Source organism: Paenibacillus amylolyticus (assembly GCF_050990605.1).
GTDB classification, from domain to species: Bacteria; Bacillota; Bacilli; order Paenibacillales; family Paenibacillaceae; genus Paenibacillus; species Paenibacillus amylolyticus_H.
Map to the genome: position 1 here is coordinate 2,065,239 of NZ_CP158832.1, position 17,652 is coordinate 2,082,890.

Below are 17,652 nucleotides of genomic sequence, written 5' to 3' on the forward strand. Positions count from 1 at the left end.
TTTTGTTCTGGACGTATGATAACTTCTATAGCAAAGCTTTTACAGCAGCAATCGCTTGTTCGAAGTTAGGGGAGTCTGTCATTTCAGGCAAATACTCCACATATGTAATCCGGTCTTTGGCATCCAAAACAAAAATGGCGCGCATGTCGAGTTGGAATTCTTTGATCAGAACGCCGTAGTCTTCACCGAAAGAACGTGTTTTGTAGTCTGACAATGTAACTACGCGGTCAACACCAGCCGCTCCACACCAACGGGCCTGAGCGAACGGAAGGTCAACGCTTACTGTCAAGACAACAACATTGTCTCCGAGTTCTCCAGCTTCCACGTTGAAACGACGAGTTTGCGCATCGCATACGCCAGTATCCAGGGAAGGGACAACGCTGATTAATTTGATTTTGCCTGCGAAGTCTTTCAGGGAAGCATCCTCAACCAGGTTCTTGCTCAGTGTAAAATCAGGTGCTTGATCGCCCACTTTCAGTTCGGGTCCGATCAATGTAATAGGGTTGCCTTTAAATGTGGCTGCGCCTGTACGTTCTTGTGTCATAATAATGTTCCTCCTTATAAATTGGTGATCCGTGCCAAAATCCATTATAATCTTTTATGAAAGGCATTGTCCAATTCGGACATGTACCATTACGATGGATCAGAGATGTAAGTCCGATCTGAACAGGGTGGAGTGAAAGAAGAAATTTATGATATTTATTCGCTATGAGAACTGGAAAGGTTATTTGAAGTATTTCCCTTTGACGTCGCTTTTTTTAATTGCCAATGTAGTCATGTTTATCGTGTTAACGGTGAACGGTGGATCAACGAACAATATGGTGCTGCTGAAATTTGGGGCACTTACGAATCATGAGCTGTTCGCACAGGAGTGGTGGCGTTACATCACATCCATCTTCCTGCATGCGGGCTTCAGTCATTTATTGTTTAACAGCTTTGCGTTAATTGTATTTGCACCACCGATGGAGCGGTTGCTCGGGTCGGTAAGGTATGGTGTATTGTACCTGGGTGGCGGTGTATTGGGTAATATTCTTGCTGTTGCGTGGTACAACTCGGTTGGGAGTATTACCATCTCGGTAGGTGCTTCAGGAGCGATCTATGCCGTCTATGGTGCATTCCTCTATGTAGCGCTATTCCAGCGAACGATGATGGACGAGGCTTCGCGCAAAACGATGTACACGTTGCTTTTGTTCGGGATCATATTCTCCTTCGCCATGTCGGGCATCAATTGGATGGCACACCTTGGAGGATTGTTAGGTGGATTCTTCATTTACGGACTGTTGATCAGATTGTGGAAACCCCGCAGCTTAAAGCGATAGTCAGAACGTTCTCAAGATGGAATGCAGTCCAGGATAAGTAGGGTATAACAGATTGGAGCGATCAGGACGAGTGGAATTAAGACAGTTGCATTACTTTTTGAAAGTGGCACAGAAGGAACATGTAACACAGGCTGCTGAAGAGTTGCATGTGGCACAGTCGGCGGTGAGTCGTCAGATTCATCAGCTGGAAGAAGAACTGGGCGTGGACCTTTTTATGCAAAAGGGTCGTAATCTGCAGTTGACTGCTGTAGGACAGCTTTTTTGCAAACGAATTGAAGGTATATTGAAAGATTTGGACAAGGCAGTCGGGGAAGTTCATGAGTTTCTTGACCCGGAGCATGGAGAGATTCGAATTGGATTTCCGCATAGCCTGGGGATTCATCTCATTCCTTCCGTTGTGGCTGCTTTCCGTCAGCGCTACCCTAACGTGAAATTCAGATTCAAGCAGGGGATGTTCCCTACACTGATTCGTGATGTGTTATCCGGAGAGGTAGACTTGGCATTTATTTCTCCTTTTCCAGAGAAGCATGATCAAGTAGATGGCGATATTGTACTCACGGAAGAATTACATGCGATTCTTCCTCCCAATCACCCGTTAGCTGGTGAAGAGACAATTGCACTGGAACAGCTCAAGGATGATAAATTTGTATTGTTTAGCAAAGGTTATTCTCTTCGTCCTATTGTGTGGCATGCCTGTCTGGAAGCTGGCTTTACACCCAAAATCGCTTTTGAGGGTGAAGAGACCGACACCATTCGTGGATTGGTTGCTGCGGGCATGGGGGTCAGTCTGCTGCCTGAGATGGCGTTATTCCAGACGAATCCGTTGCAACCGGCACATGTGGCCATCTCCCATCCCAAAGTAACACGGACCATCGGGTTAATTCACCGTGCGGATGACAAATTGCCGTTGGTTGCTCAGTCCTTTCGTTCATTTTTGCTTCATTATTTCGGTTTACAACAAAACAATACCCCATCCGATTAACGGTGGGGTATTGTTTTGTTATATTAGGTATCCAATTAATCACGGCTGTTGAAGATTCCGATGTAACGAATCAATTCAAGCAGTGAGATCAGTGCTGCAGCGACGTAAGTCAAGGCTGCGGCATTCAGAACTTTTGCAACACCTTTTTCTTCTTCGTTACGGATGTACCCTTCGGATACCATAATCTCTCTAGCGCGATTACTTGCATTGAACTCAACCGGTAAAGTGATGAGTTGGAATGCTACAGTTACGGAGAAGAAGATGATACCGATACCGACAAGGTTCATGGCATTGAAGATGAAACCTGCAATTAACAGGAACGGAGCTAATCCGGATGCAAAGTTCACAATGGGGAAGATCCGGTGACGCAGCGCCAGCATTGGATAACTTTCTTTATGCTGAATGGCGTGGCCAACTTCGTGACACGCTACCGAAACAGCTGAGATTGAGTTTTCGTAATATACTGGTTCCGATAAACGTACAACCCGATTGATCGGATCATAGTGATCAGAGAGCGTGCCGCGTACGGGTTCAATTGGAACATCATGCAAGCCGTTAGCATCGAGCATCTGGCGAGCGGCATCGTAACCAGTCATTCCGTTCTGGTTCGGTACCTCCGACCAACGTCTAAATGTACCTTTAACGCGAAATTGCGCCCATAAAGAGAGCAAAAAGGCGATAATGATCAATACGAACATACCGTTATTAAAACTCATATTCATTCCTCCGCTTTCTAAAAATAAGCTACATCATGGTGTTCTCAAGCAAGATTTTTAGTGCCTCCATCGTACCGGCACTTTTGGTGAGAAGTCCTGCCATCATTTTGCGTGCTTGTACAGGTTTCATCTCTCCAAGTAGCGGTTTGAGTTCGTTAACCTCTCGCTCAAGTTGTAGTACATGAAGCTCCAATGCTGTCAGTTTGCTGGCAACTTGTTCTTCTGTACTAACCAGACGCCACTTCTCAAGAGATTGCTTAATCTCGTCGAGACTATACTTCTCTTGTTTCATCTGTACAATACGTTCAAGCCTCGTTAAAGTTTCATTACTATAGAGACGATAATTTTTTTGTGTACGTTCTTCGGGAGCGATTAGTCCAAGCTTTGTGTAATAATCAATCGTCCGTTCACTAACACCAGCGGTTTTGGCAAGTTCGCCAATCCGAAAAAGTTTCATATCCCCAATGATATTCACCTCGCTTGCAAGTTCAAATGTAGGGAATTGTAGTTTCCGTTTGTGAATTTCTAGACTACGCCCAATTGTTCTTACTAATAAGTATGATACATGATCTTTAACCGTACAGTCAAACGTTATGCTTTGGCAATCTTCATACTGCATTTCTATATCTATGTGCTCATAGAATGTGATTATGTACTTAAGTGCAAGAAAAAGACGTATGACTTTATTCCCAGAAATAATTTTCAGTTTTGATGAAAATACTCTTGTCAACTTTCCTCTCTTCTGCTTATAATGACATTAAGAGTTTCACGTTATGTGAAGAAACTTAACATAAGAGGGAGTGGGGTATATGAGAAAGAAATGGTTGGTTTCCGTGTTAGTAATGCTTACTTTGTTCGCTTTTCCGGTCAGCGCATTTGCGGCTGCGGAGGGTCCGACTAACATTGAACTTCAAAGTGGTTTGAACTCAGCCTTTACGTTTCTGGCTGTGGTACTCGTGTTCTTGATGCAAGGGGGATTTGCTTTACTCGAAGCGGGTTCAACACGGATGAAGAATGCAGGACACATTGCGGGTAAGACCATCCTGACCTTGGGGATTTCAGTTATTGCCTTCTGGGGACTGGGTTTTGGTCTAGGCTTCGGTAATGGTAATGGATTCTTTGGAACTACCGGATTCTTCCTAAGTGGAGACAGTATGGCAGCTTCCTTTGAATCATTGGCTTTCTCGGATGTTCCGCTGACCATCAAATTTGTATTCCACCTCGCCTTTGCGGCGGTATCTCTGGCCATTGCCTGCGGTGGTATGGCTGAACGTGCAAAGATGAGCGTATATATTGTTTTCGGTACACTGTACACCATTATCATGTATCCGGTTGTTGCTCACTGGGTATGGGGCGGCGGCTGGTTGGCTGAGCTGGGTATGCAAGACTTTGCAGGATCGACGGTTGTTCACTTGACTGGTGCGACTGCAGCATTGGTAGCTACCATCCTGTTGAAACCACGTATTGGTAAATATAACAAAGACGGCAAACCTAACATCATTCCAGGTCACAACCAAGTGTATTCTGTACTCGGGGTTATCATCCTCTGGATCGGTTGGTTCGGATTCAACCCAGGTAGTACATTGTCTGCCATGGGAGATGGATTCTTCGGTTATGTTGCATTAACTACTAACGTAGCTGCTGCAGCCGGTGGTGTTGCTGCGCTGTTGATCTCATGGGCAGTACTTGGTAAGTCTGATATTCCTAGCATGTTAAACGGTGTGCTTGCGGCACTCGTTGCGATTACAGGAGCATGTGCATTCGTTGAACCTTGGGCCGCTCTGGTTATCGGTGCTTTGGCGGGTATCATCACATTCTTCACAGCACAGTACTTCGATCGTAAAGGAATTGACGATCCAATCTACGCTTTCTCCGTGCATGGTATTGCTGGTATGTGGGGTGCGATCTCCACGGGTTTGTTCGCTACTCCTGAACTTGCCGAGAATGCCGGTGTAGGTCAAGCGGGTCTGTTCTATGGCGGTGGCTTCCACCAATTGGGCGTACAGCTTCTAGGTCTGGCAGGTGCTTTTGCCTTCGTACTGGTAATGTCCTTCATTATTCTGGGCGGAATGAAAGCAATTATGGGCATCCGTGTTACTGAAGAAGAAGAAACAATGGGTCTGGATATCAGTGAGCACGGAACTTACGGATACCCTGAACAAATGAAAAATGTAGATTCTAAATCGGGTGGCGGTACGTTCAGCTCCTGAGGTGAATAATGCTGAATCATGCTTCAAGGAGGCTGGACATGATGGAACCCATCTCGTATACAAACTATTCCTGGTCTTATAAGGGAATCGATGGTGCGGTGTCTTCTCAAGAACTGCGCCAGGTACGTGTGATATTACAGAACGAGCTCCAGGAATTGTTGTCCGCTTCCTTGTCGCCGATCGAGTGGTACCAAACGGTAAATGAACTGCATGACCGGATTGCACGGAAAGCAGTAGAGTTATGCATTCAGGGGATGGTTGAGGAAGGCTTCGGCCAACCTCCCGTCCCCTATGCCTTTATCGTATTTGGCAGTTCCGGCAGGGAAGAAGCAACGTTATGGAGTGATCAGGATAATGGCATGATCATTAGCGATACTCCGCTTGAAGGTAAAGAGGAATATTTTGCTCAGCTCGGACAGCGAATGACAGACATGTTGGAAGAGCTTGGTTACGCCAAGTGCGAAGGCAAAGTCATGTGCTCTGAGCCGCTGTGGAGAAAAACATTGGCGTCATGGAAACAACAATTAGCAGATTGGAGCTCGGATCTGAATTGGGAGCCTGTTCGTAATCTGATTATTGCTTCAGACATGCGTTTTGTTGCAGGTGAGCAAAGTCTGGCGGAGGAATGGATCATGAGTTTTTATGAACAGTTCAGACTGGTTCCTGAACTTTCGGATGCAGTTCTTCGCAATACGGTTAAACATAAAGCTACATTAAATGTGCTTGGACGTGTGGTCACAGAACGATTTGGTGAACATGCGGGTGGATTTGATGTCAAGTATGGTTTGTACATTCCGCTGGTGAACAGTGCCCGTTATTTGGCTTTGCAACATGGGATCAAGGAGGCATCTACGTTAAAAAGAATGGAGAGACTGACTTCACTTGAAGCTGTTCCATTTACATTACTGGATGCATGTCAGCGGGCCTTCATAGCCGCTTTGAAGTTTCGCCGAAGTACGCCGGTTGTCATCCAGGGGGATTTGCAACATAGCAGCGGGTTCCTGGATGAGAAACAGATGAAACAAAAACAGATTCATTATGAGCTCAGGGATACGCTCGGGTTGGTACGACGAGTGCATCGTGCTTTGCAAAGACAGTTGCGTTTTGCAGAAAGGAGACGTCCATGAGAGAGCCGGCAAGGGGCAATACAGGATTCTGGAATTCGCTGCGTCAGGGAGGGGTTCCTTCCGCCATCGCTTCCATTATGGGAGCCCCTACGGCGCAACACATGGCGTTTATCCGCTCCATGATGAGAGAACAGCGCAGACCTGAGGTTCTGCATACGCCTCTAAATGAGCTGGACGCAGTTGTATTTGATCTGGAAACGACGGGTTTTTCGCCCCAGCATGGGGATGAGATTATCTCATTTGGTGCGGTCCGTATCCATGGTGGTGTGGTACTGGAAGGGGAGCAGTTCTATACGGTGGTGCAGTCCAAGACTGCGGTTCCGGAACATATTACTGAACTTACAGGTATTACACAGGAGATGACGATGGACGCACCGACTTTGCTGGAAGGGCTGCATGATTTCATGTCTTTTGTAGGTGGAAATGTTCTGATTGCACACGCAAGTGCGCATGATCGAGCCTTTCTGAATGCTGCTCTGTGGCGGACTTCGAAAGTAAGGCTGACACATCGTTTAATTGATACGATGATGTTGGCCCGCTGGCTTGAACCAAGCAGGCCAGGGTATGGTCTGGATGAATTGTTGGAATCCAGAGGCATTCCGATCTATGGGCGTCACCATGCACTGGAAGATTCAAAAATGACTGCACAGTTATGGTCCTGTTATTTGGAGGACATGATGCGTAAAAATGTGGAGACCCTGGGTGATTTGTACACTCAGCTAAGTCACGCATAACGGAACGGGAAGCAGATGGTAAGAAGGCGCAACGTGGTGTGCTTGATCCGGCAATTTCTTCGAAGATTCAATCAGATAACCGTTCAGATGCATATGAGATCGCAACCCGCTTGTTAGGTCGGGTGAGCCGATGAGGTACATCTGAAGCAAACCGGCGAAGGCCGGAAGAGCTTGCATGTCCTCTACGGAAGGAACAGGCCTGGTCTGCGGATGAGAATGGAAGATACCAATGAGCTTAGGCTCGGAGAATACGCACCGAATCCATTCGGCATCGTCCAGAGTAAAATGGTGCAGCGGGTCAGGTGCTACGTTACGAATGGGTTGAAACCGACTGATTCGTATACCACCCGCTGCGGTTTCACCCAGCATAACCCCGCAGGCTTCTTGCGGCAGCGAAAGGAACATGTGCTTACACATCTCTTGTTCTACGGAAGAAGGGATGTAGAAGGTGTTTTGCTGCCCGTGAAGTGCTGCCATTTGTATTCACCCCTCTCTCTTTGGCTCCTGCTTAGGCAGGAGTCCTTTTTCATTTTATTTTCTGTAATCCGGATTGTAAAATTTTAAAGGAAAAGGGTACAATATTAAAGAGAACATTTTGGAATCATGTTCTGGTGAACTGTGATAGAGCGTGATAAACACTTAGCATGTGCAGAAATTACGGTTTCAGTATCAATATGCTAATTATATAAAAGGGTGGCGGGTTATGAAACGAAACATATACATACTCCTTGGTGTTGTCTTGCTGGTTGGTATTGCACTGGCCCAGAATGCGGGTGACGGCATTGCAGCCGTCTTTAAGCAGGAAGAACCCATGCCTACTGAGACGGGACCGCGTGCGGGTCTTCTGGCACCTGCTTTTTCTCTGACAGCAATGGATGGAAAGACGTACAGTGTGGGCGGAGCCAAAGATAAAGCCACGTTCGTCAGTTTCTGGGCATCCTGGTGTGAGCCGTGCAAGCAGGAAGCTCCCGAGCTGAATAGAATGGCTGCGAAATACAAGGACAAGCTTGACATGTATGGGGTTAACGTAACAACCTACGATAAACTCAAGGATGCCAAAGCTTTTGTGGATGAGTACCAACTGACATTCCCTATTCCCTTGGACGAGAAGGGAACTGTATATGCTCAATACAATGGAGTTGCTTTTCCAACGAACGTTTTGATTGACTCCAGAGGAGTTATACAGGAGATCGTTCTGGGCATATTGCCCGAGAAAGAGTTGGAACGTAAGATCAAAAAATTGATTGCAAATTAATTTTCTGCAAAGAAAGAAGCCTTGGTATCCATGAATCATGGGTACAATAGGCTTCTTTTTATTTTCCGGGAAATACACTTTAATGATTACTTAGCCCGTGAGCAGGAACGGGGAGTATACCCGGCTCATCCTGCAATTTTTCTTGAAGCAGCGCATAGCGGAAACTGTGCACGAGAGCTTCCCAACTTGCTTCAATGACGTTCTCGGATACACCAACCGTGTTCCATGTGTTTTCCGTATTTTTGGATTCGATCAAAACACGAACTTTGGCAGCAGTGGCATCTTTCTCATCCAGTACACGTACTTTATAGTCCGAGAGATGCATGTTGGCAAGTGAAGGGAAGTATTGTACCAGTGCTTTCCGAAGCGCGTTATCGAGTGCATTAACCGGACCGTTACCTTCAGCAGCGGTGTAGACACTTGTTCCAGCTACATTAAGTTTGACAAAAGCTTCAGAAACAACGGATTTGCCTGCCGTTTTCTCCACAAGCATTTTGAATGATTCGAAAGTGAACAATTCTTTCATGTCACCGTTCGCTTCACGAATTAACAATTCGAGCGAGGCATCCGCGCCTTCGAATTGGTAACCCTGATGCTCCAGATCTTTGATTTTCTCAATAATCTGACGTGAATTGGCACTGCTTGGGTCGAACTCAAGCCCCAGTTCCTGCGCTTTGGATACAATATTACTCTGTCCGGCAAGTTCCGAGACCAGTACACGTTGCTTGTTACCGACCAGTTCAGGCACGATATGTTCATACGTGCGTGAATCCCGCAGGATGGCAGAGACGTGAATTCCACCTTTGTGAGCAAAAGCAGCATTGCCGACATAAGGCTGATTAATCGGCATATTCACATTGGCAATCTCGCTAACATAACGAGCCACGTTTGTAAGTTGTTTCATTGAATCCTCAGTAACACATTCATAGCCAAGCTTCAGTTGCAGGTTCGGGATAATGGATGCGAGGTTGGCGTTACCGCAACGCTCTCCATAACCGTTCATCGTTCCTTGAACCTGACGGGCTCCGGCTTGTACAGCGCTGAGTGTGTTGGCCACAGCCAGTTCACAATCATTATGTGTATGGATGCCGAGATGGGCGTGAGGCAGGCTTCTGTGCAGTGTGGATACGATCTCGTGCACCTCATTAGGCATTGTCCCGCCGTTGGTATCACACATAACGAGCCAGTCCGCTCCAGCTTCGTGAGCCTTGGTCAAGACCGCTTGAGCATACTCCGGGTTATGTTTGAATCCATCGAAAAAATGTTCTGCATCAAAGATGACTTCCATACCATTCTGTTTCAGATAGGCGATGGAATCATAGATCATGGACAGATTCTCTTCCAGTGTGGTTTGCAAAGCGGTGTGCACATGGAAGTCCCAGGATTTTCCAACAAGGGTTGCGGCCTGAGCACCAGATTCGATCATGCGTTTCAGGTTGGCGTCTTCACTGGCAACGCTGCCTTTACGGCGTGTACTGCCAAAAGCAACGACCTTTGCATTCAGGTTTAATTCCTTGACTCTTTTGAAAAACTCGATGTCCTTGGTATTGCTGCCGGGAATTCCGCCTTCAATATAATGGACACCCAGGTCATCAAGCTTCTTGGCAATTTTGAGTTTGTCGTCTGCCGATAAGCTGACACCCTCCCCTTGTGTGCCGTCACGTAAAGTCGTATCGAAGATGGAAATGGCCTTTGACATGAAGATCCTCCTTTGAGATAAAGCGCTCTTTTAAAAATTTGAATTGTAAGTTGGGAATAGCAGTTAAGTACGTTAATGGATAAATCCTTCGATTCGGCAACGCTACACTGTGTTAAACTGGATGCGTTGATTTGTCCTAAAGTCGTCAATTTGTATAATTAATTATTATAGCACCATTATAACCAAAAGCTACATCGAAATCGCAGTTTCATGTAACAATTCTCGGATTTTAGACTAAAAAGAAGGATGTTAATCATAATCCGAATGTATGTTATAATCTATTATTAAGGTTTAATTGGAATATATGGAATAAAAGGAGGGTTGATTTTGAGTTTTGTATGGGAAAATACAGTTATAGCCCTGATCACTTTAATCCTTTTTGTGAGTGTAGGCTGGTTGATTATTCGGTCTTTGATCAGATCTCGTAGAAAATAAAATCCGGCAACTGAATTAACATAACAGGTTTGATATACTATAGAAGAAAGTAATTTAGTTTTCATTATTTAGTGTGCATGAAAGGGCGGGGGTCATGATGTCTTCAGACGGCAATCCTCCAGCGAATGTGGATCAATATTACCCTACAGCCGGACGGGTGATTCTGCATGTGGATATGAATGCTTTCTACTGCTCTGTACATGAAGCGGAGGAACCGGATCTATATAGAGGAAAAGCAACGGCCGTTGCGGGCAGTAGTGAACTGCGCAAGGGTGTAATCGTAACCTGCTCATATACCGCTCGTAACCGGGGGATCTCAACAGGCATGGTTGTACACCAAGCGATGAAGAAGTGCCCTGATCTTATCGTGATTCGTCCCGATTTTCATTTATATCGTCAATATTCAAGAGCGTTCATGCAGATTGCGTATAGTTATACCCCTCTGCTTGAGGCGACGTCCATTGATGAGTGTTATCTGGATATTACAGGCTCAAGACAATTCGGGAATCCAATGGAGATTGCAGAGAGCATTCAGCGTCGAATCAAGGATGAATTGGGACTGCCTTGTTCCATTGGCATTGCACCCAATAAATTATTGGCGAAAATGGCCTCGGACTTGAAAAAACCGAACGGTATCTCCGTTTTACGCATGAGGGACGTACCCCGGATTCTTTGGCACAGACCATGCAATGAGATGTTTGGCATTGGCAAAAAAACGGCTGAAAAGCTGAAAAAACTGGGCATTGAAACGATTGGTCAATTGGCCAAGTCGGATGAGAACATGTTGACCGAACTATTCGGAGTTAATGGAGCATGGCTCAAAAATTCTGCGAATGGCATTAACCATTCCGCAGTTCACGCGGAACGGGAGGCCAATAAATCCATTGGGCATACAACCACTTTACCGGCGGATGTATCGGATATGAATGAGATTCATCGGGTATTTCTCAATATAAGTGACCAGGTAGCCAGAAGATTGCGCAAGCACGAAATGTTCAGCCAGGGGATTCAGATTACGATTCGCACACCGGATATGAAGACAATCACCCGATCACGTCTAATGGAAGTTCCTACGGAGGATGCAGCGGTCATCTATCGTGAAGCCTGTAAACTATTTGAGAAGCATTGGGGGAGTGGCAAGCCTGTACGCATGCTGGGTGTGACACTTCAGAACCTGATTCCAAGAGAAGAATCCGCTGTGCAGATGGATTTGTTCGAATATGAGCAGAAGCCCAAGAAGGACAATCTGATTCGCATTATGGATCAGTTACGTGATAAATTTGGTGAGAATGCTGTTGTGACCGCAGGCATGCTTGGGGATGATCCTTCCGTGTTGCTTCGCAATCATAAAGTGCGCGGGACTTCCCTGCAAAAAGATAACTTGCAAAGTCTTGATTAAATAGGGGATAATAAAGACTTGTGGTTGCAAAATGATTTGTAATTATTCTTACTTTGGTTTAATATGTTTCTAGATAAAAACACTGTACGTTTCGAATTTTAGGAGGAGAGAATGTAAATGAGTAAATATACTTGGGTTGAAAAAGACACTTGCATCGCATGTGGCGCTTGTGGAGCAACGGCTCCAGACATCTACGATTACGATGATGAAGGTTTGGCAGAAGTTATCTTTGACGGCGATGCTAACAAGGGTGTTAAAGCTATTCCAGACGACTTGTTTGACGATATGCAGGATGCATGCGACGGCTGCCCTACAGATTCAATCAAAGTAGCGGACGAGCCTTTCAATAAAGAGGGTTAAGGTTTTCTCACATGAATACAGAGCACTTTCTTTTGTCTTTATGACAGGGGAAGGTGCTCTTTTGTTTTTCATTTTAACTGGAATTATCTGATCTTTGGACCCAGAACGAACCTTGTCGAAATTCCTTTTTTCCACCGGGTACTGAAGTCCTATGGATTCAACGCCTGCTTATGCCGATATATAAGAATATACGGAAAAAGGCGAAATAGTGGAGGATCGGATGCAAAATACTCATCTAAGAACATATGTCAAGAAACATCCAGACAATAAAATGGCCTGGTACTTGCTTGGAAAGGAGTACTTGGGCGAAGGACAGGAGGCCAAAGCCAACTATTGCTTTCAGCAAGCGGGCGAGGTTTACGAAGCATTTGAACGCAGTAAAGCACCAGCTGACATCTGGGTGGACTATCAGGAGAAATTGGTGGAGATGTCTGAGCAAAAAGAGAAAAAACAACGTAGACGCAAAATGTGGCTTACGTTGTTCATGCTGCTTGTGTTGGCTGGTCTGCCGCCTGCCGACGCTCCGGGTTTCAGTCGTGAAGAGGCCGACGCACTGTCAGCAGCATTGGAATCCACGGATGAAATCCCTGACCCAGTAGGAGCGGATCAACAGGCTGGGACTGCATCCATTCCACCAAGTAATGTGTTCACCGCTGCCGCATTTGGTGGAGGCAACCATGGCGAGGCTGCGCTCGCAGCTGCATGGTCCGGGTCTGGCCCAAAAGTAGAGACTTCGGCTGTACTGGGTATGCAAACCTCGGATGACTGGTCTTTATGGAAGCGAAATATGCCTGTGAAATACATAGTACAAACCAATACAAGCGGCAAATTAACTGCACAGAGTTATGATGCCAAGCAATGTAACTGTGAACCTCCTGAAGTTACACCGAAAATCAAAAAGATGGCCTTGGCGTGGACCGCCAAGCAGGAAGCGGCTGCATCATTATCAAGTGCAATCGTTGCCTATCGCAAAAAAAATGACGCTTGGCCCAAGAGTGTAACGCAAATAGCCCAGCCATTTCCGAACAATATTCTGGGAGAGACTGCGCCAGGCATGACAGAGATGTTTCCAAAGCTGCTAGCCTTGCATCAAGGAAAGGCATTGGAAGGAAAGGGCGATGAGAGTGGTGAGGAGAACGGTTCGACGACTTCCAATTCACCTCAAGGCAAGAATGCCGTTTTTGCAGATACGCTGGGAGGTCAGCCTTTTTTGCAGGAACCGCTTGAAATTGTCATTGATAAGGATATACATAAACTTGCATTAATCAGTGGGGATACCATTGTTCGTATGTATGATGTAGGGCTTGGTGGTGATCGAACACCGGAAGGTTCATTTGTCATTACGGATAAAGTGGTCAATCCGAATGGGCGCTCGAATGGTGAGTTTGGCAGCAGGGGGATGCAGCTCTCCAACACGAATTATGCCATCCACGGGACCAATGAGCCAGACAGTATCGGACTGGATGAGTCCCTTGGATGTGTGAGAATGCGTACAGGAGATGTAGAAGAGCTGTTCGCTCTCGCTCCGCAAGGTACTCCGGTACGCATTGGAGAAGATGTACTGCCAGATCTGACGCTTGTTCCAGAAGCAAAGCAGCGTTATCAGCATACACTTGTTCCAAAGCAGAATAATCCGAACAAAACGTATCACTGGCTGAATTGATCTGCTTGATATGTAGAATCAGATGGATTCAGCCTGAATCATCTACATGTTGGCAATAATGATAAGAGCACCAATAATGATGATCAAGCCGCCTACACTGGCTGCAGTCCATGCAATGGCTTTGCGATTCACTTCTTCTTTCTTTTGCTGTAATGCAGGTGGTTTACGTTTGGGAGCCATGAGTTATTCCTCCTTATTGGAATAGAACTGGTGTAGAGTAACCATGCTCTCATTGTAAAGAATTCAACTCGTTATTTCCAGTGGGCGGGTGGATTTCTTGTGAGCATTTTGTATTATTCGATTTGTGCTGTCTATGTGCAAAATACTTTTCTTTTTAATAAGAAACAGATAGACTTGTGTGTAGAGTGTTTTTTACATATGAAAAGACGGAAAACGGCTTTTTGGCGTACCGGACCAGAACGGAGTGAGTGATTTGTTATACAGAAGTCTTGCTAAACCTTTGTTGTTCAAAATGGACCCTGAACAGGCCCATCATCTGATTATTGGCGGCCTTAGTGGCGTGGGCAGCATCCGCCCGGTACCTTCCGGACTGCGAGTGATGTACGGCGTTCGTGAAACGTCTGATCTGGCTGTTGACATGTTTGGGTGTCATTTCCCTACACCTGTTGGTCTGGCTGCGGGTCTGGACAAAAACGGACAGGCCGTAACGGGCTTTTCTTCCATCGGATTTGGATTCATGGAAGTGGGAACCGTGACACCACTTGCACAACCGGGTAACGATCAACCACGACTGTTCCGTTTGCCTCCAGATGAGGCTTTGGTGAACCGAATGGGCTTCAACAATCTTGGTGCGGAAGCCATGGCAGGTGAATTGGCACGTCTTCAGGATCGGCGTATTCCAGTGGCGGTTAACATCGGCAAAAATAAGGCAACGTCGAATGAGGAAGCTCACCTGGACTATTCGAAGTGCATTCAGGCACTATACGATTACGCTGATCTGTTCGTGGTTAATATCAGTTCACCAAATACACCAGATTTGCGTAATCTGCAACATGGGAATGAATTGAAGGAACTGCTCGCTGCGGTTATGAACGAGATGAACGTGCAGCATGCACGGGCAGGCGGAGCGGCCAAATCCGTTCTGGTGAAGATTGCACCGGATGTGAATGATCAGGAACTTGAATATATGGTTCGCACCATTGCAGACAGCGGCGTTGCTGGCATTATTGCAACGAACACAACCATTAGTCGTACAGGACTTTCCCACCAACATGCGAAAGAGACTGGCGGTCTGAGCGGTAAACCGCTGCGTGAACGTTCTACGGAGATTATTCGCCAGATCTATCGTCAGACCGAAGGCAAACTTCCGATCATCGGTTCAGGTGGCATTTTCACAAGTGAGGATGCATATGAGAAAATTAAAGCCGGAGCAAGCCTGGTCGAAATATATACAGCATTGATCTATGAAGGACCTGAGGTGAATCGGCGTATTCATGCCGGACTGCGTGAGTTACTGCGCAAGGACGGTTATCGTCATATCTCTGAAGCGGTTGGTGCGGAGCATCGTTAAGAAGGATTGTTAAATCCCCGGAATAATAATATAGAAGCATGGAAGAGCGTAAAATGCTTCGGGACTCTTCCCCCCACCAAACATCATGTATAATGGAATAGAACAGGGGACGCTATAGAGACAGGAGGCATAAGCATGGACGGTAGAGACTGGGGTACATTTTTACTTCCTTATGAACAAGCGGTAGAGGAATTAAAAGTCAAGTTTAAGACAATGCGGGCGGAGCTGAAAAAACGGGAAGAGTATGCCCCGATTGAATTCGTTACCGGTCGTGTCAAAAAAATATCCAGTATTCTGGAGAAATCCAGACGACTGAATGTGTCACTTGACGACGTGGAGACAGGCATTGAGGATATTGCAGGTATCCGTATCATGTGCCAATTCGTAGATGATATCCGTCGGGTTGCAGAATACATCCGAGGTCGCAAGGATCTCACGGTACTCATTGAGAAAGATTATATTACGAATTTCAAAGAGAGCGGTTATCGCAGCTTCCACATGATTATTGAGTATCCCGTTCAGACGGCTCTGGGACAAAAGATCGTATTGGCCGAGATTCAGATCCGGACACTTGCCATGAATTTCTGGGCTACCATTGAACATTCCCTGAGTTACAAATTTCGGGAGAGTTTACCGGATGACATGCGAGCCAGGCTGAAAAAAACAGCTGAAGCCGCTTTTGTACTGGATAATGAGATGTCTGCAATTCGTCTACAGATTTTGGAGGCGCAGAAGGCCTTTGAAGATGATTCCAATATCGTTTCAAGAACATTGAATATTATACATCAATTATACTTCTATCACCTTGTCAGTGAAGCGATTGAGGCACAGAAGCGCTTTAACGAGTATTGGGAACGACATGATATGGAAGGGCTCAAAGACTTGCTGGATGACGTGAAAAAACTTCTGAACAACGCCAGAAAGGGCGAGAACCCGGATGAGCAGCTATGAGCCACTGTACATTGACTACTTAATCTACTTCAACCGGGATCAGGATTATTTCGAGTGCCATGAGGTGCTGGAAGAATTGTGGCTTGAACGTAACCGGGATTCTCTCTATAAAGGATTGTTGCAGATTGCGGTTGGTTTGTACCACTTCAGAAATGGCAATCTCCGCGGAGGAACGATGATGTTACAGAGCTCACTTGATCTTCTGGAACCTTTTCCTGCTACGATTCTGGGCATTGACCTAGGGGCTTTGGTATCAGAAGTACAGGAAATCGTGAAGGAACTATCCCAATCAGATGTTCAGTCTGTGACTTACAGGGATTTGTCCATACGAATTGTTGATGAGGTCTTGGAACAAGAGATATCTAGAAGATCGCTTGAGCTACAACCTAATATTCCGCAACGCCGGAGTCCTACCAGAGGGCGAATATACGAAGAGAAGATGAAGGCGATGGATCAGGGTAAAAGTTAAGCAGTAATCAGCGTTGACATCCAAATGAGCATCCCATGGATATGAAGTTCCATGGTTATGAAACACCCCGACGATTCCTGTAAAGGGAACAATCGGGGTGTTTTTTGAATGTTGCGTCATATTCAGATGATTGCAGGTGGTACAGCCTGTCCCTCATCAGAACAGTGTCTGGTGATACAAGTGCCTGAATGTAGATACTCGTGGAAACGGATCTATTATTAATTAACTTGCCGAAGGAGTGGCACTGCCTTTATATTTTTGGAAAAATTGTTTGTAATCGTCCAGCGTGTAGCCCTGGTCACTGCCATTCTCTTGCAGTCCGCCAACCATACGGTCTTTCTCGACACCAGCCTCATAATAGACGAGTGTAGGCGTGAACTCGATGTTGTAATCGGTCCATCCTGTTTCGAATTCACGCAGATTGAACTGCGGAAGCTCAATACCTTCACTGTCAACCAGTGGCATCAACTGAGGTGTTGTGGCACGGCAGTGCGAGCAGTCGGAAGCGAAGAAATAAACAAAGAAGCTGTCTTTGTTATCGATTTTGGCTTTGAGATCAGTGGGTACAATAATTTGTTGATAATTGGGATCACTAAGTAGCTCCCGTGTAGCTGGATTAAGCTTGGAAGCAGCGATGCCATAAGCATTTTCCACTGAATCCATCTGTTTCTTGGATTGTTGGTCTACGACAACCAGTGCTGCAATCATAATGATTAAAATACCCAGGAATATAAGGATTGCAGCACTTTTCTTTTTCTTCTTGGATTTCATTGGACATCCCCCATCGATCATATCGAAATAT

At 45.9% G+C, this 17,652-nt stretch carries 19 protein-coding genes; 12 read left to right on the top strand and 7 right to left on the bottom strand.

The window, feature by feature from the left end:
* Nucleotides 1–25: 25 nt before the first annotated feature.
* A complete protein-coding gene (gene tpx / locus ABTV53_RS09535; protein WP_433752547.1) occupies nucleotides 26–544 on the bottom strand; it encodes a thiol peroxidase in 519 nt (172 codons plus the stop codon).
* A gap of 148 nt (nucleotides 545–692) precedes the next feature.
* On the opposite strand from tpx, the gene ABTV53_RS09540 reads away from it, so the two are divergent.
* Nucleotides 693–1,319: a rhomboid family intramembrane serine protease gene (locus ABTV53_RS09540; RefSeq protein ID WP_341006797.1), complete on the top strand. Its 627-nt coding sequence runs from the start codon at nucleotides 693–695 to the stop codon at nucleotides 1,317–1,319.
* Nucleotides 1,320–1,389: 70 nt separating this feature from the next.
* The gene (locus ABTV53_RS09545; RefSeq protein ID WP_062833647.1) at nucleotides 1,390–2,301 is read left to right on the top strand and encodes a LysR family transcriptional regulator; all 912 of its coding nucleotides are present in this window, start codon (nucleotides 1,390–1,392) and stop codon (nucleotides 2,299–2,301) included.
* 35 nt (nucleotides 2,302–2,336) lie between these two features.
* Here the strand turns inward: ABTV53_RS09545 and ABTV53_RS09550 are convergent, their stop codons facing one another.
* Both ABTV53_RS09550 and ABTV53_RS09555 read right to left on the bottom strand, forming a co-directional pair.
* Entirely contained in the window at nucleotides 2,337–3,017 is a 681-nt protein-coding gene (locus tag ABTV53_RS09550) for a zinc metallopeptidase (protein ID WP_036609646.1), read from the bottom strand.
* A gap of 28 nt (nucleotides 3,018–3,045) precedes the next feature.
* The gene (locus tag ABTV53_RS09555) at nucleotides 3,046–3,474 is read right to left on the bottom strand and encodes a MerR family transcriptional regulator (RefSeq protein WP_433752550.1); all 429 of its coding nucleotides are present in this window, start codon (nucleotides 3,472–3,474) and stop codon (nucleotides 3,046–3,048) included.
* 352 nt (nucleotides 3,475–3,826) lie between these two features.
* Between ABTV53_RS09555 and ABTV53_RS09560 the strand changes: the two genes are divergently transcribed.
* From ABTV53_RS09560 to ABTV53_RS09570, 3 genes are read left to right on the top strand one after another with little or no spacing between them, the layout of a single operon-like run.
* Nucleotides 3,827–5,227 (top strand): ammonium transporter, encoded by a 1,401-nt coding sequence (locus tag ABTV53_RS09560; RefSeq protein WP_433752552.1) that lies wholly within the window; start codon nucleotides 3,827–3,829, stop codon nucleotides 5,225–5,227.
* Between the two features lie 41 nt (nucleotides 5,228–5,268).
* Nucleotides 5,269–6,354, top strand: coding sequence for a DUF294 nucleotidyltransferase-like domain-containing protein (locus tag ABTV53_RS09565; protein WP_433754135.1), 1,086 nt, complete (start codon nucleotides 5,269–5,271; stop codon nucleotides 6,352–6,354).
* On the top strand, nucleotides 6,351–7,088 hold the full coding sequence (locus ABTV53_RS09570) for an exonuclease domain-containing protein (RefSeq protein ID WP_433752554.1): 738 nt from the start codon (nucleotides 6,351–6,353) through the stop codon (nucleotides 7,086–7,088). The genes ABTV53_RS09565 and ABTV53_RS09570 overlap by 4 nt, the downstream gene beginning before the upstream one ends.
* Here the strand turns inward: ABTV53_RS09570 and ABTV53_RS09575 are convergent.
* Nucleotides 7,074–7,565, bottom strand: coding sequence for a M67 family metallopeptidase (locus tag ABTV53_RS09575; RefSeq protein ID WP_433752556.1), 492 nt, complete (start codon nucleotides 7,563–7,565; stop codon nucleotides 7,074–7,076). The two genes, ABTV53_RS09570 and ABTV53_RS09575, sit on opposite strands and share 15 nt — an antisense overlap.
* A 226-nt stretch (nucleotides 7,566–7,791) precedes the next feature.
* Here ABTV53_RS09575 and ABTV53_RS09580 point away from each other — a divergent pair, with 226 nt between their 5' ends.
* Entirely contained in the window at nucleotides 7,792–8,343 is a 552-nt protein-coding gene (locus ABTV53_RS09580; RefSeq protein WP_433752558.1) for a TlpA family protein disulfide reductase, read from the top strand.
* Between the two features lie 79 nt (nucleotides 8,344–8,422).
* Here ABTV53_RS09580 and cimA read toward each other — a convergent pair whose 3' ends face one another.
* Nucleotides 8,423–10,042, bottom strand: coding sequence for a citramalate synthase (gene cimA / locus ABTV53_RS09585; RefSeq protein ID WP_421897135.1), 1,620 nt, complete (start codon nucleotides 10,040–10,042; stop codon nucleotides 8,423–8,425).
* Between the two features lie 532 nt (nucleotides 10,043–10,574).
* Between cimA and ABTV53_RS09590 the strand changes: the two genes are divergently transcribed.
* From ABTV53_RS09590 to ABTV53_RS09600, 3 genes are all read left to right on the top strand, one after another.
* On the top strand, nucleotides 10,575–11,876 hold the full coding sequence (locus ABTV53_RS09590; RefSeq protein ID WP_433754137.1) for a DNA polymerase IV: 1,302 nt from the start codon (nucleotides 10,575–10,577) through the stop codon (nucleotides 11,874–11,876).
* A 117-nt stretch (nucleotides 11,877–11,993) separates the two neighbouring features.
* On the top strand, nucleotides 11,994–12,236 hold the full coding sequence (locus ABTV53_RS09595; protein ID WP_433752559.1) for a ferredoxin: 243 nt from the start codon (nucleotides 11,994–11,996) through the stop codon (nucleotides 12,234–12,236).
* A gap of 220 nt (nucleotides 12,237–12,456) precedes the next feature.
* A complete protein-coding gene (locus tag ABTV53_RS09600) occupies nucleotides 12,457–13,899 on the top strand; it encodes a L,D-transpeptidase family protein (RefSeq protein WP_433752560.1) in 1,443 nt (480 codons plus the stop codon).
* Between the two features lie 42 nt (nucleotides 13,900–13,941).
* Here the strand turns inward: ABTV53_RS09600 and ABTV53_RS09605 are convergent, their stop codons facing one another.
* A complete protein-coding gene (locus ABTV53_RS09605) occupies nucleotides 13,942–14,079 on the bottom strand; it encodes a hypothetical protein (protein WP_017689367.1) in 138 nt (45 codons plus the stop codon).
* Between the two features lie 253 nt (nucleotides 14,080–14,332).
* On the opposite strand from ABTV53_RS09605, the gene ABTV53_RS09610 reads away from it, so the two are divergent.
* The 3 genes from ABTV53_RS09610 (at nucleotide 14,333) to ABTV53_RS09620 (ending at nucleotide 16,850) form a co-directional block, all read left to right on the top strand.
* A complete protein-coding gene (locus ABTV53_RS09610; RefSeq protein WP_278295852.1) occupies nucleotides 14,333–15,430 on the top strand; it encodes a quinone-dependent dihydroorotate dehydrogenase in 1,098 nt (365 codons plus the stop codon).
* Between the two features lie 135 nt (nucleotides 15,431–15,565).
* Entirely contained in the window at nucleotides 15,566–16,381 is an 816-nt protein-coding gene (locus ABTV53_RS09615) for a GTP pyrophosphokinase (RefSeq protein ID WP_433752561.1), read from the top strand.
* A complete protein-coding gene (locus ABTV53_RS09620) occupies nucleotides 16,368–16,850 on the top strand; it encodes a DUF309 domain-containing protein (RefSeq protein ID WP_433752563.1) in 483 nt (160 codons plus the stop codon). The genes ABTV53_RS09615 and ABTV53_RS09620 overlap by 14 nt, the downstream gene beginning before the upstream one ends.
* Nucleotides 16,851–17,072: 222 nt before the next feature.
* Here ABTV53_RS09620 and ABTV53_RS09625 read toward each other — a convergent pair whose 3' ends face one another.
* Nucleotides 17,073–17,621, bottom strand: a complete 549-nt coding sequence (locus ABTV53_RS09625) for a thioredoxin family protein (RefSeq protein ID WP_433752565.1) — start codon at nucleotides 17,619–17,621, stop codon at nucleotides 17,073–17,075.
* Nucleotides 17,622–17,652 lie beyond the last annotated feature (31 nt).

Coding starts and splice junctions, on each gene's coding strand:
- tpx (WP_433752547.1), bottom strand. CDS start 544: ATGACACAAGAACGTACAGGCGCAGCCACATTTAAAGGCAACCCTATT.
- ABTV53_RS09540 (WP_341006797.1), top strand. CDS start 693: ATGATATTTATTCGCTATGAGAACTGGAAAGGTTATTTGAAGTATTTC.
- ABTV53_RS09550 (WP_036609646.1), bottom strand. CDS start 3,017: ATGAGTTTTAATAACGGTATGTTCGTATTGATCATTATCGCCTTTTTG.
- ABTV53_RS09555 (WP_433752550.1), bottom strand. CDS start 3,474: ATGAAACTTTTTCGGATTGGCGAACTTGCCAAAACCGCTGGTGTTAGT.
- ABTV53_RS09560 (WP_433752552.1), top strand. CDS start 3,827: ATGAGAAAGAAATGGTTGGTTTCCGTGTTAGTAATGCTTACTTTGTTC.
- ABTV53_RS09565 (WP_433754135.1), top strand. CDS start 5,269: ATGGAACCCATCTCGTATACAAACTATTCCTGGTCTTATAAGGGAATC.
- ABTV53_RS09570 (WP_433752554.1), top strand. CDS start 6,351: ATGAGAGAGCCGGCAAGGGGCAATACAGGATTCTGGAATTCGCTGCGT.
- ABTV53_RS09575 (WP_433752556.1), bottom strand. CDS start 7,565: ATGGCAGCACTTCACGGGCAGCAAAACACCTTCTACATCCCTTCTTCC.
- ABTV53_RS09580 (WP_433752558.1), top strand. CDS start 7,792: ATGAAACGAAACATATACATACTCCTTGGTGTTGTCTTGCTGGTTGGT.
- cimA (WP_421897135.1), bottom strand. CDS start 10,042: ATGTCAAAGGCCATTTCCATCTTCGATACGACTTTACGTGACGGCACA.
- ABTV53_RS09590 (WP_433754137.1), top strand. CDS start 10,575: ATGTCTTCAGACGGCAATCCTCCAGCGAATGTGGATCAATATTACCCT.
- ABTV53_RS09595 (WP_433752559.1), top strand. CDS start 11,994: ATGAGTAAATATACTTGGGTTGAAAAAGACACTTGCATCGCATGTGGC.
- ABTV53_RS09600 (WP_433752560.1), top strand. CDS start 12,457: ATGCAAAATACTCATCTAAGAACATATGTCAAGAAACATCCAGACAAT.
- ABTV53_RS09605 (WP_017689367.1), bottom strand. CDS start 14,079: ATGGCTCCCAAACGTAAACCACCTGCATTACAGCAAAAGAAAGAAGAA.
- ABTV53_RS09615 (WP_433752561.1), top strand. CDS start 15,566: ATGGACGGTAGAGACTGGGGTACATTTTTACTTCCTTATGAACAAGCG.
- ABTV53_RS09620 (WP_433752563.1), top strand. CDS start 16,368: ATGAGCAGCTATGAGCCACTGTACATTGACTACTTAATCTACTTCAAC.
- ABTV53_RS09625 (WP_433752565.1), bottom strand. CDS start 17,621: ATGAAATCCAAGAAGAAAAAGAAAAGTGCTGCAATCCTTATATTCCTG.